Source organism: Arundinibacter roseus, assembly GCF_004348825.1.
GTDB lineage: Bacteria > Bacteroidota > Bacteroidia > Cytophagales > Spirosomataceae > Arundinibacter > Arundinibacter roseus.
This window is the reverse complement of the sequence record NZ_SMJU01000004.1, coordinates 158153-171645: the sequence shown is the minus strand read 5'-3', so window position 1 is coordinate 171645 and position 13493 is coordinate 158153. Positions and strand designations below refer to the sequence as shown.

Genomic DNA, 13493 nt, shown 5'->3' with positions numbered 1-13493 from the left:
TTCCTGAAAAATAAAGTACTACCTGCTTATTAGAACTCAGGTTTTGGTAATTGCTTCTTCCATATTATAGATCGTGGTAATGACCTGCATCAAAGCTGCCCATGACGCCTTGTCCGAAATAGTAGCCTGCGGATACTCGCCCGCGTTGAGAATTTTTGTAGGGTCCAGTTTTTTTTGTTTAAAAAGCTGAGCCTGTTCCTGAAAATAACCCTGCAAAACCTTCATTTCTTTGGCGGTAGGTGTGCGGCATACAATACGCCGAAAAGCTTTGGTAATTTTTGCATCTGCTGATGTTTTTTCTTTCATCAGATTTTGCGCCAGTACGCGCGACGCTTCCAATACCGTCGGGTCGTTCATCATGACAAGCGCCTGCAAAGGTGTATTTGTTTTGGAGCGAACTACCTCACACTGATCGCGGTTGCTGCCGTCAAAAATAATCATGGAAGGCGGCGGGACAGTTAGCTTTATAAACGTATACATGCCCCGACGATACAGTGCTTTCCCCTTATCCTGATTGTACACCCGCAACTCTCCCCGACCGGAGGTTGCGGCTTCCCACAGGCCTTCGGGCTGATAGGGCTTTACGCTCGGCCCACCGATTTCGGGATTGAGCAGGCCGCTACTCGAAAGCACTACGTCGCGCACAAACTCGGCCGGTATGCGGTAGCGTGGACCGCGAGCCAGGTAAATATTTTCGGGATCTACCGCCAATTTTTTTGGGTCAATTCGAGCTGATTGCCGGTAGGTCGCCGACGTAACAATCTGTTTAATAAGGCGTTTTATATCCCAGTTATGTTCCATAAAATCGACGGCCAGCCAATCCAGAAGTTCTGGATGCGAAGGTAAATCGCCCTGCATGCCAAAATCGCCGGTAGTTTTGACCAGCCCCCGGCCAAAAAACTGCTGCCACATCTGATTGACAAACACCCGCGCCGTCAGCGGATTTTTCCGATCGGTGGTCCATTTGGCGAGTCCCAGACGATTTCTTGGATAACGCTTGGCGTCAAACGGCATAACCGCTTTTAGTGGCCGGGCCTGCACTTCGGTGGTTGGTGCATCGTACACGCCCCGATCCAGAATATAGGTTTTGCGAAGCGTATCGCGCTCACCCAAAACTGACACATACAGAGCGCTTGTATCTTGTCGGTTGATAAACGTGAGCAACTGCTTAGCGTCCTGATCGGTAATTTGCAGAATTGGATTTTTAGCCGGCTTCGATTGCGAGACATCCCCCTCGTAGCCAACTTCATTTAGATTATTAAAAAATGCAAAAAGACTGAAATAATCGGCTTGTGAAATCGGGTCATATTTATGATCGTGACACTGTGCACATTCAGCGGTCATTGCCAAAATGCCTTTGGAATACGTTTTGGTTTTATCCAGGACATACTCAATCCTATATTCTTCCGGAATCACGCCGCCTTCTTCCGTATACTTATGATTTCTATAAAACCCGGTTGCCAAAATCTTCTCTTTATCTGCATTTGGCAATAAATCGCCCGCAATTTGCCACGTCACAAACTGATCGTAGGGCATATTTTTATTGAAGGAATGAATGAGCCAATCGCGCCAGGGCCATTGCGTGCGCACGTTATCGTCCTGATAGCCATAAGAATCCGAATAGCGCGCAACATCCAGCCAATGAACCGCCATTTTTTCTCCATAGGCCTTTTGCTTCAAAAGTTCGTCTACAACTTTTTCAAAAGCATTGTTGCTGTCATCTGCCAAAAACCGATCCATTAGATCCAGCGAAGGAACTAATCCGGTCAGGTCGAGAGAAACACGTTTAAGTAAATGCTCTTTGGAAGCTACATCATTCGGCGCTAATCCCTTGGCTTCCATGCGGGCAAGTACAAAATGATCGATTTCATTTTTTGGCCACGCTTCTTCATCCAGCTCGGGTAATTTTGCTTTTACAGGAGCTACAAACGCCCAGTGTTTTTCGTATTTCGCCCCTTGTTTAATCCACTTTTTAACCAAACCAATCTCTTCCTCGCTCAACATTCCCAGATGAGATTCGGGTGTAGGCATCTGATAGGCAGGATCAGAAGAAGTAATCCGCCGGTACAGTTCAGACTCTTCGGGTTTTCCGGGCACAAGCGCAAAGGCCCCTTTGGTTTCTTTTAAAGGTAAGAAAGCTGTTTCAGCCAAATCAAGTCGCAAATTAGCTTCCCGTTTTTTGGCGTCCGGCCCGTGGCAGGCGAAGCACTTATCCGATAAAATCGGGCGTATATGAAAGTTGTAGCTGACAGTTTCGGGTTCGTTGGACTTTTGAAAGAGTTTATCACTTTTATAACAAGATACAATGGCGAGCGCCAAAGTAGCTGTGAAGGCAACTGCCAGAAAAATTCGTTTCTTCATAGTATCCGAAATACAAACAATTGTTTAATCAATAAAGGTAAAAGGTGCAGCAATTTACTGTTTAAATCCAATATCCCCACACCTGGGATACACCATTTTTTCACCTGTATATAATTCATACACAGATTTTTGATTTTTTTTAAAAAATAGGTTGAAGTATTCTCTGTTGCTTAATCAATGGGTGAAAAGAAGCTATTTGAAGTAACCATGAAGTCAATAACGCAATTAAGATTTGTAGTAGGCTCTTGCTGAGCTTGTTCCAATAATTCTTTCAGACTTATCATTTTCAGGCTTTTTTGTGCGCTACCATAGAACCCTTTTTCAGGGTTAACAGTAGTGAAGTACTCCCCCGATTAGCTCAAATTTTCATATTGATTCTTTCCAATATATACAATTCACCGAACAGCAGAAAGCCAGAAAAATGGATCAGGCAGGTACAGGTGCACATTTTTTGTATCTTTGGGCAAAATCTATATTAGTATCCCATTCATCTCGTTTTTATGGAATTTCAGAAAAGTCACCGGTTGGATAATTTGAAATACGACATCCGGGGTCCTGTCTACGAAAAAGCTCAGGAGCTTGAAAGTCAAGGCTATAAGGTTATTAATCTGAATATTGGCAACCCGGCACCTTTTGGATTTGACGCCCCCGATGAAATTGTGCATGATATTATTATGAATATTCGTAACGCACAGGGATACTCAGATTCGCGGGGACTGTTTTCAGCACGTAAAGCGGTGATGCATTATACCCAAACGCAGGGAATTCCACAGGTAGAAATTTCTGACATATTTATTGGAAATGGCGTAAGCGAACTGATTTTGCTCGCTATGCAGGCACTGCTCAATACGGGTGACGAAATTCTTGTTCCTTCACCAGACTATCCGCTTTGGACTACCTCAATTGCACTAAGTGGCGGAAAACCAGTACATTATATATGCGATGAGTCCGCAGACTGGAATCCTGACCTGGATGATCTGGAACGAAAAATTACGCCTCGCACCAAAGGGATTGTGCTCATTAATCCCAACAATCCGACGGGTGCAGTATATGATAAAGAAGTGGTTGCCCGCATTGCGCGTATCGCCGAAGAGCACGGCCTGATTATTTTTTCAGACGAAATCTACGACAAGATTTTGTACGACGGAGCCGTGCATTATCCCATTGCCACAATGGTTGAGGACACCCTGTGCGTAACCTTTGGCGGTCTTTCCAAAAACTATCGGGCTGCCGGATTTCGTGGCGGTTGGATGATTTTAAGCGGAGCCAAGCACCGGGCCAAATCCTACATCGAAGGAATTTTGCTGTTGGCTAGTATGCGCCTGTGCGCCAATGTACCTACTCAATACGCCATACAAACGGCTTTGGGAGGCTATCAAAGCATTAAGGATCTGGTACTTCCGGCGGGACGGCTGCACAAGCAGATGAATTTGGTATACGACCGGCTCACCTCGATTCCGGGCATTAGTTGTGTAAAACCCAAAGGTGCGCTTTATTTATTTCCTAAAATTGATCTGAATGCCTTCGATTTCAAGGACGACGGAGCCTTTGTTTTTGATTTGCTCAGCGAACATAAAGTGCTTGTTGTGGCTGGTACAGGATTCAATTACATTCATAATGATCATTTCCGCATTGTGTTTTTACCTACCGCCGATGAGTTAAATCTGGCTATGGATCGGATTGAACTTTTCCTGGAATCTCGCCGTGTACCTGCCTTTCGTACGGTCGAAGAAGTTCTTGAATAATTGATTTCATAAACCACTATTTTCACCCGATACTCCATTCAAATGGCTGCACCGTCTACGCCTGCCTACGAGCAAAAAAGTCAGCGTTTGTTTTTATTTCTTTGTGGATTATTTCTGACCAATGCTTTGATTGCCGAGATAATTGGGACGAAAATCTTTTCCGTTGAAAGCATGATGGGCTGGAATCCTGTACAAATTCCGCTCGCAGGACAACTTCTTGATTTCAATATGTCGGCGGGCGTACTCAATTGGCCGGTCGTATTTATAACCTCAGACCTCATCAACGAGTATTTTGGGAAACGAGGCGTTCGTCGTATTTCTTTTCTGACGGCCGGATTTATTGTCTACATGTTTTTTACTGTATATGGTACTACCCTACTGCCCCCGGCCCAATTTTGGCTCGATCTCAACAGCACCGATTCGGCAGGAAATTCATTCAACATAAATGAAGCTTTTTCCAGGATTTTTCAGCAGGGACTAGGCATTATGATTGGTTCGATTACGGCATTTCTATTGGGACAACTTCTGGACGTTTCGGTGTTTAGCTGGTTACGAAGCAAAACCGGCAGCAAGTACATTTGGCTGCGGGCCACCGGCTCCACGATGTTTTCTCAACTTGTAGACAGCTTCGTGGTCATCGGAATTGCCTTTTATGTATTTGGCAATTGGAGCATCAGTCAGGTTTTTGCCGTAGGTTTGGTCAATTATTTATATAAAGGTACGGTAGCAATTTTGACCACACCGCTCCTGTATGCTGCGCATTATGGTATAGATTCTTACCTTGGAAAAGAACAAGCCCTTCGAATGACCACTCGGGCCGCACAATCAACTTTTCAGGAGTAACAGATTGATTAAGAATAATTTAAAAAAATAGTATCACAAAATTCTTTTTTCTACTTCCGTTTTTTTGCATGACCATTTTCATGAAGCCTGCCACTTTATATTCAATTCTTCTGATTCTTGCCCTTGCCTTTTTTCTGCGCGTGTACCAATCCGGCTCTCATGGTTTATATCTGGATGAAAAATATACGATGGTTATTTCGCAGGGAATTGTCATGGAAGGTGCAAATCAAAAAGACGTCTTTTTTACCCCCGGCAAAACCTACTTTACGCCCGCGGAATTCTGGAAAGAAAAAACTTTTTCTGATTTTATAGAAGCCAACATCCGGGGAGACATTGGCAACAGCCCTGTATACTATGGATTTTTGTGGCTTTGGATGAAGGTGTTCGGTCTTGGTGATTTTGCCGTTCGGCTATTGTCGGTGGTGTTCAGTACGCTTGGGGTTGGAATGCTCTACCTGTTTGTAAAGCGTCATTTAAAATCTGAATCTCTGGCTTTATTAAGCGCTTTTATTGCCGCAATAGAACCGTTTTTCGTGGCATACAGTCACATGGCGCGCAATTATTCGCTGAGTTTTTTACTGACATTAGTAGCCACTCACGTTTTTTTACTCATCGTTGAGAAGCTCAAAACAAAATCACCCGCCCGAAATCTTTACATACTTTACGGATTTCTACTGATTTTAAGCCTATTATCGCACTATCTAACACTGACAGTTTTTTTAGCACATGGAATTTATGTACTTTTTTACGTACGATTCAGGCAGTGGTTCCCTTTGCTGCTGACTGTCCTGGCGAGTGTGGGTGTAGTTTCGCTGTGGTTTATTTTTGGCGGTGGAAAATACACTTTTCAAACTCTTGCACATCAGGCTCAACTTTACCGGGGTTTGGCTCAAACAAACCCTTTCGATAATCCTTACGCAATCATCCTTCCGGCAACGCTCCAAAATGTTGCCGTCAAATCGCTGCCACTTTGGGCCGACCTGCTAATTATTTTTAATGGACTGGGGCAGATTGATACTTTGGGGATTCGCAATATGGCTATTGCGCTTACGCTTGGTATATGCGCCGTTTTTGTACTAAAAAAATCATTAACCCAGGAAAAACCGTCACTACTTTTAGTTGCTCTTTTTGCATTTTTACTGGTTGCAGGGCTGCCGTTCTACACCGTAGCCCGGCCCCAATACATTGTTCTTTCTACGCTTCCATCGTTCTTTTATTTACTACTACGGCATTTGCGAAAAAGTACTTATCAAGTCCCGACTTCCCTTCTCGTTTTCTTGTTTGTATTAGCCACAATTCCCACGTTGTTTTTGATCGTGATGGCTTTTAAGAATAATCATACCTACGGTCTGACGCAGCGTTATTCAGGCTTTTCTTTTCCCTACTCTATCTTGTTTGTTGCCATGATCCTGCGGGAAGTAGTTAGCTTGCCAAAAGCCTTTCAGGTTGTTTTTGGTCTGGTTTTGGCTGTTCAGGCCTATTTTGTGGTAGATTTATTGGTTCGGCTTTATCAGGACCGTGCACCAAAGTACACCTATTTCGTAAACCCAAGAGGCCCGAACCCGTATGCGCTAACCGCTGAAAAAATTATGCAGAAATATGCTCCCGGAGATACAATTTTGTATCCTTCCATAAAATTAAATCCTATGGATGAGATTGAAAAAACGTACTATCCCTATTCAATTATGGATGCGCAGCTGACTAATTTATACCTTCCAAAAGACGCTGCCTACTGGCAGCGAATGGACACCACACAGACGGATCAGGTGCTGCTGCTAAAAGGCGATACGGGAAAGAAAATTGTACTTTTTGACTTTGAAGGCCGGAAGCACCGGTATTAATAGTTCTGGCTTATTTTGATTGCTGTTGCCGCCAATGATCGCACAAAATAGCTGTGGCAATTCCTACGTTGAGTGATTCGGCTCCACCAAATCTGGGAATTGTTACCCGCTGTCCGATCAATTGTCCAACGTCTGCACTAATTCCCTGCGATTCATTTCCCATGACTAAATACCCCCCTTCGGATGGAAATTTAAAATCATACAAAGATGCTCCTCCAAGAAAAGCTCCTACCAAAACAGGTGAGCCGGGATGTCCGTTAATAAAGTCTGGCAAGGAAGTATAAAAGGCCTGCACGCGCGTGAACGACCCTTTACTTGCGGCAATTACTTTGGGATTATAAAAATCGGTAGTATTTTCAGAACAGATTAGTTTAGAAATTCCGTACCAATCAGCAATTCGGATGATCGTGCCCAAATTTCCCGGATCCCGAATATCATCAAGCATCAGGGCATATTCCTTATTTTGTGCACACAAAAAGGCGTTATCTTTCGTTTTTGCTACGGCAAGGCAGGAGTCATTGCTCTGAAAAGTACCCAAACGATCCATATCGGATGCGGAGGCCGTATACGAAGGCACATTGGCCTGAGACTGAATACTTCCGTACTTTTGCAAAAATTCGGGGGTCGTGACCACCATTTCAACGGTATAGTCCGAGGCGAGCAGTTCCTGTACACTCTTGGCTCCTTCCACAATAAATGCCTGCTCCTGCTGGCGAAACTTTTTGATTTTCAGCGAACTGATATACTTAATTTGATTTTTTGAAAGCATTGAACAAAGCAAATTATGTGTCGTGTCTTGGGCTGCTTGGCATTCTTGCGACGCTCCTGCTGTCGGGCTGCGCCCGTCAAACGCCAGGGCAACGGCGCTATCTTCTGGGAACAACAGTCTTTAAGGGCAATCAGGCAATCCCCGATAGTGAGTTGGAAGCGCTGATTCCTCAAAAACCAAATCGCCGATTTCTGGGGCTACCAATTTTTCCCTATCTGGCATTTTATCAGGCCGCTAAGGTAACCTATAATCGGGAAGAGCACCAACGAAAACTGAACAGCCTGGTACAGGAATTTAAATCAAAAAGTAGTTTACAAGAGGAAGATCAGGCTCAGCTCCGGAAACTGCAACGGAAATATGGCAAAAAAATCACGCGTGAACAACGGCGAATTGAGGAAGGAAATGACTTGATGCGTATCCTGGGTGAGCCTCCCGTATACTTTAATGAATTGGACGTCGCCCGTAATCTTGAAAAAGTTCAGGGATATTTGTTCAATAATGGCTTTTTTGAAAACAAGGTTACCTCGCAAATTGACACGATTCTGAAACGGGTACGCACAACCTATATAATACAGGAAAATCGCCCGGTTCTTTTACGTAACGTTCACTACCAAATCGGCGATTCGGTTCTTGATAGCCTGATTCGGGCGGCCAAAGAGCCGGCTTCCCTACGTTCCGGCGAACGCTACAAAGGCGATCGGTTTGAAGAAGAACGCGTTCGGATTGAGACGATCCTTCGAAATAACGGCTACTATGGATTTTCAAGACAATCCATTTCTTTCGTCATTAATGACACCATCAAAAAGCCCGAAACCGATAGTTTGTACAAATTAGTAGATGTAATTTTGCGCCTCCAAAACCCGCCTCCGGGGCAGTCATCCTATCAGGCATATCCGGTACATTCGGTTCAATTTGAGATTTTACCTCCCGGAAATCTGCCTGATTCTCTTTTTCAAAAGGATACATCTACCTTTCGCAACATTCATTACGTATTTACCCAAAGCCGTTTTTCTCCCCGAATCCTGAACGGCAAAATGCTCATTCGGCCCGGGAAAATATATAGTCAGGAAGACGAACGGGAAACACAGCGGCAACTTTCCCTGACAGATCAGTTCCGATTTGTGAACTATGGGTTTGATACCACTGCGCTTGGTTTGCGAAGTTATTTTCGAGCAATACCTCTGGACAAGTACCAACTTTCAGCCGATGTCGGTCTCAACGTCATTCAGCTGCAACAGGCACCGGGGCCTTTTGCCAATTTTTCGTACAAGATCCGTAATGTATTTCAGGGGCTTGAAAATTTTGAGGCCAACCTCCGGGGTGGCATTGAGGCCGTCACGGGCTTTAATGACAACAAATTGTACCGAAGTCAGGAGTTTAATTTAAATACTTCTCTGCTCTTTCCACAGCTTTTATTGCCGGTCGGGGCGCTCCGCACCCGGTCGGGGAGGTTTAATCCGCGTACGCAGGTTGGTCTTGGCTACAACTTTGTCAACCGTCCTGAATATACCCGTACGAGCCTCAAATCGGCCATGACCTATTCGTGGCAGCCCTCAGCCAACCTGTTTTATAATTTATCACTACTCGACCTTAACATCCTGAATACCACCCGCCTGGCACCCGAATTTGACAGTTTACTAACGTCCTTTCAAAGTCAGGGCAACAACCTGATCAATAGTTTCAGAAAATCCTTTGTCTCGGGCATTAACTTTACCTTAGTTTACAATACCAATTCATTTTTGGGCCCACCCAAAAAAGCGCAGTATTTTAGGGTAGCGCTCGAATCCGGCGGCACGAGCATCAGTCTGTTTCCGGGTCAGCAACGGCTAATTGAAAGTGCCTTTGGTAGTTTACAATTTTTTCAATACCTGCGCTGGAATGTTGATTATCGTCGGTATTTCCCTTTGGGGCGCCGGTCGTCGTTTGTTACCCGAATCAACACTGGAAGCGTATTGAGTTATGGCGTAAATTCGGTTCCTCCTTACGAGAAATATTTCTTTGCCGGTGGCTCAAACAGCATTCGGGCGTGGCTGCCGCGTCGGTTGGGGCCGGGCGCATCTGCACCACGGCTTACACAAACCAACTTTTCGGTAGAAGCCCCGGGCGAAATTCTGCTGGAAGCCAATCTGGAACTTAGGGGAAAATTACTTCATTTCTTTGGGGATATAAATTATGCCCTATTTCTGGATGCTGGCAACGTGTGGACGCTGCCGATTACTGAGCAGTTTTCGGATGGGGAATTTCGCTGGAATAGCTTCGGCAAACAAATCGCTCTTGGTACGGGTGCAGGCCTTCGCTACGATTTTTCCTATTTCGTTTTACGGTTTGACTTTGGTTTAAAAATCTTTGATCCTTATCTGGGAAGTTTTGTTTTGAATGAATTTAACTGGAAAAAGCCTTTTAATCAGAACCAAAAGAATTATCTCAACTTCAATCTTGGCGTAGGTTACCCGTTTTAAGACAAGTATTTTTTGCGCAAACACTGCCACTTTGTCAGTAAATATCACTTTCTTTATTACTTTTGTAGCTGGATTTGAAGCAAAAAACAGCAACTCCCCCTTCTGCCCGAAACTACCGGGCGGTTAATGTTTGACTTTCGCCAGTTAGTATATCTTATGGAACAACGCATTACAGAAACATTAAAAATATTGACCGAGGCCGATAAAGAAGCCTGCGAAACGGTTAAAGTTACCGAAGACGAACTTTCGATTAATAAGAAAAAACTCTTTATTGAAAGCTACGGCTGTCAAATGAATTTCTCGGACAGCGAAATAGTCGCATCCGTGATGCGGGGTGCCGGGTTTGCTACAACTTCTTCGGTTCAGGATGCCGATCTGATCTTTCTGAATACCTGTGCGATTCGGGATAATGCCGAACAAAAAGTTCGCAATAGGCTCGTACACCTGAATGCCCTCAAAAAAAAGAAACCGGGACTGATGATTGGCGTGTTGGGCTGCATGGCCGAGCGCCTGAAAGCCCGGTTGCTGGAAGAAGAAAAAATGGTCGATATTGTGACCGGCCCGGATGCTTACCGCGACCTGCCCCGCCTCGTAGAAGAAGCAGGAACCGGACAAAAAGCAGTGAACGTGTATCTTTCACGGGAAGAAACTTACGCAGACATTGCCCCTATTCGTCTGAATTCCAACGGAATTACGGCATTTATATCAATCATGCGTGGCTGCGACAACATGTGCAGCTTCTGTGTCGTACCTTATACCCGTGGCCGCGAAAGGAGTCGTGACAATGTGTCAATCGTGAAAGAAGCGCAGGGGCTTTTTGCAGATGGCTACCGGGAAGTGACACTCCTGGGGCAAAATGTGGATAGCTACAAATACCGGGCTTCTGAAACGACCGAGCCCGTGACCTTCGCCCAATTGCTGGCTGAGGTGGCAGCTATCCACCCTGACCTCCGGGTGAGATTCAGCACTTCGCATCCAAAAGATATTACGGATGAAGTGTTGTATACCATGAAAAAGTACGACAATATCTGTAAATACATTCACCTGCCCGCTCAAAGCGGAAGCAGCCGGATTCTGGAACTCATGAACCGTACCTATGATCGGGAATGGTACATACAAAAGATTGATCGTATCCGGGCAATTTTGGGAGAAGACTGCGGTATTTCGCATGATATGATTACCGGTTTTTGTACTGAAACTGAGGAAGATCATCAGGATACGCTTTCTCTTATGGAATATGCCCGCTACGACTACGGCTATATGTTTGCCTACTCGGAACGACCGGGAACGCCCGCTGCCCGAAAATTGACGGACGATGTTCCTCACGAAATAAAAATGCGCCGACTCAATGAAGTCATCGCCACGCAACAAAGGCTATCGCTGGAACGGAATCAGCGCATGGTAGGAAAAATTCATAAGGTATTGGTTGAAGGTGTTTCAAAGCGATCAGAAGAGCATTTTCATGGCCGCAATGATCAAAATAAAGTCGTCATTTTCCCGCGCGAAAATTACCAAATGGGCGACTACGTGCATGTTTTGGTGACTGAATGCACCGCCGCGACGCTGATTGGCCATACGGTAGAGGAAGTGGTTGTAGCGTAAAATACTGAAAACTACTTCCACCCAAAATTTACTGAACTGACTTTACATGAATTTATCCGAAATACAGGCCATAAAAAACCGCTTCGGGGTTATCGGCAGCGCTCCGGCACTCAACTACGCCATCAACGTAGCAATGCAGGTTGCAGCCACCGATCTGACGGTACTGATAACGGGCGAAAGCGGCAGCGGAAAAGAATCTTTTTCCAAGATTATTCACAGCCTGAGCGCACGAAAACACGGGCCGTTCATCGCTATTAACTGCGGGGCAATTCCCGAAGGCACTATTGACTCTGAACTATTTGGGCACGAAAAAGGCTCCTTTACCGGTGCATTGGATGCCCGAAAAGGATATTTTGAAACCACCAGTGGAGGCACCATTTTTTTGGATGAAATCGGTGAAATGCCCATTGGTACTCAAGCCCGGTTGCTGCGCGTTCTGGAAAACGGAGAATATATTCGGGTGGGCGCCTCCAAAGTACAAAAAACGGATGTTCGGGTAGTTGCCGCTACGAACGTAAACCTTCGGGATGCCGTGAGTAACGGAAAGTTTCGGGAGGATTTATACTACCGTCTCAATACTGTTCCGATTTATGTACCGCCCGTACGTGAGCGAGGCGAAGATGTGCTAATGCTCTTCCGCAAATTTACCAACGATTTTGGCGAGCGCTACCGCACCCGGCCTGTACGGCTATCTACTGATGCCCGCGAAACCCTGATGGCCTATGAGTTTCCGGGAAATATTCGTCAGCTCAAAAATATTGCCGAGCAAATCACGATTCTGGAAACCGAAAAAGACGAGCCCATTAGTGCTGCCACCCTGCACCGCTACCTCCATCCCGTCAATCCATCGGCCAGGCGAGCGCTGATCCCTCTACCTAACGCCGATGACGGAGGGACTTCTTTTTCAGAACGTGAGCTGCTGTATAAGGTACTTTTTGATATGCGTCGGGATGTTAATGAACTCAAAAAGCTGGTGCGGGAAGTTCTGCAAAACGAACAGTACGGACACGAAATCCTTGAAAATCATCAGGAGTTATTTGAGACAATAAACTCATCCGTAGAGCATGCAAAGCCCGGCGCCGTCACTGACTCATCCCGGCTCCTGCCACCCCCACCGACCAATCGGGTTGTTGATTTGGATCGTTACTCTGAGGAGCGCAGCCAAATTGAGGATGTAGAGCACATTTCGGAAGAGGAAGAATCTCTTTCGCTGGAAAACCAGGAAAAAGATTTGATTATCAAGGCATTAAAGAAAAACAACAATAAACGAAAATATGCCGCGCAGGCGTTAGGTATTTCGGAACGTACCCTCTATCGAAAAATTAAACAGTATGACATTGAAGAGTAAATCAAAAAAAGCCCTCGTGTTGGCTATTGGCTGGGTGTTCTGCTGCCTGATGATTACAGGCTGTGGCGTTTACTCTTTCACAGGAACAAATTTATCGTCAGATATAAAAACATTTACCGTCCTGAATTTTAGCACAGGCGTTGCCGGAGGGCCCTCCAATTTGCCGCTGCAAGTCAATGAAAAAATAAAGGAATATTTTCAGCGAAATACCAGCCTGACTCTCCTGCCCAACGGCGGCGACCTGATCCTGGAAGGCACCCTGACCGGCTATGATGTAGTTCCTGTTGCGCCTACGGCCAATGATCAGGCAGGATTCAACCGTTTGAATGTTACCGTACAGGTTCGGTTTACAAATACGAAAGATGAAACTAAAAATTTTGATCAGTCTTTTTCATTTTACGCCGATTTTCCACAGGACCAAACCCTGGATCAAAACGAAGCCCGGCTTTTGCCTACCATTTTGGACCAAATCGTGCAAAATATTTTTAACAAATCAGCGGCCGACTGGTAAACCACATTTTTTTG

General features: G+C 45.2%; 9 protein-coding genes. 7 read left to right on the top strand and 2 right to left on the bottom strand.

Annotation, left to right across the window (positions count from 1 at the left end):
* Positions 1-36 precede the first annotated feature (36 nt).
* Positions 37-2361 (bottom strand): PSD1 and planctomycete cytochrome C domain-containing protein, encoded by a 2325-nt coding sequence (locus EZE20_RS07225; protein ID WP_132116025.1) that lies wholly within the window; start codon positions 2359-2361, stop codon positions 37-39.
* Between the two features lie 500 nt (positions 2362-2861).
* Between EZE20_RS07225 and EZE20_RS07220 the strand changes: the two genes are divergently transcribed.
* The 3 genes from EZE20_RS07220 to EZE20_RS07210 all read left to right on the top strand — a co-directional run bounded on the left by EZE20_RS07220 (position 2862) and on the right by EZE20_RS07210 (position 6790).
* The gene (locus tag EZE20_RS07220; protein ID WP_132116023.1) at positions 2862-4106 is read left to right on the top strand and encodes a pyridoxal phosphate-dependent aminotransferase; all 1245 of its coding nucleotides are present in this window, start codon (positions 2862-2864) and stop codon (positions 4104-4106) included.
* 42 nt (positions 4107-4148) lie between these two features.
* A complete protein-coding gene (locus tag EZE20_RS07215; RefSeq protein ID WP_132116021.1) occupies positions 4149-4949 on the top strand; it encodes a queuosine precursor transporter in 801 nt (266 codons plus the stop codon).
* Positions 4950-5017: 68 nt separating this feature from the next.
* The gene (locus EZE20_RS07210; RefSeq protein WP_228713619.1) at positions 5018-6790 is read left to right on the top strand and encodes a glycosyltransferase family 39 protein; all 1773 of its coding nucleotides are present in this window, start codon (positions 5018-5020) and stop codon (positions 6788-6790) included.
* Positions 6791-6800: 10 nt separating this feature from the next.
* Here EZE20_RS07210 and EZE20_RS07205 read toward each other — a convergent pair whose 3' ends face one another.
* Positions 6801-7559, bottom strand: a complete 759-nt coding sequence (locus tag EZE20_RS07205; protein WP_132116019.1) for a TrmH family RNA methyltransferase — start codon at positions 7557-7559, stop codon at positions 6801-6803.
* Between EZE20_RS07205 and tamL the strand changes: the two genes are divergently transcribed.
* The 4 genes from tamL (at position 7550) to lptE (ending at position 13479) form a co-directional block, all read left to right on the top strand.
* The gene (tamL, locus tag EZE20_RS07200; RefSeq protein ID WP_228713617.1) at positions 7550-10018 is read left to right on the top strand and encodes a translocation and assembly module lipoprotein TamL; all 2469 of its coding nucleotides are present in this window, start codon (positions 7550-7552) and stop codon (positions 10016-10018) included. The two genes, EZE20_RS07205 and tamL, sit on opposite strands and share 10 nt — an antisense overlap.
* Positions 10019-10174: 156 nt before the next feature.
* Entirely contained in the window at positions 10175-11620 is a 1446-nt protein-coding gene (gene miaB, locus EZE20_RS07195; protein WP_132116017.1) for a tRNA (N6-isopentenyl adenosine(37)-C2)-methylthiotransferase MiaB, read from the top strand.
* 46 nt (positions 11621-11666) lie between these two features.
* Positions 11667-12968 (top strand): sigma-54 interaction domain-containing protein, encoded by a 1302-nt coding sequence (locus EZE20_RS07190; RefSeq protein WP_132116015.1) that lies wholly within the window; start codon positions 11667-11669, stop codon positions 12966-12968.
* Positions 12952-13479 (top strand): LPS assembly lipoprotein LptE, encoded by a 528-nt coding sequence (lptE, locus tag EZE20_RS07185; protein WP_132116013.1) that lies wholly within the window; start codon positions 12952-12954, stop codon positions 13477-13479. The genes EZE20_RS07190 and lptE overlap by 17 nt, the downstream gene beginning before the upstream one ends.
* Positions 13480-13493: the final 14 nt, after the last annotated feature.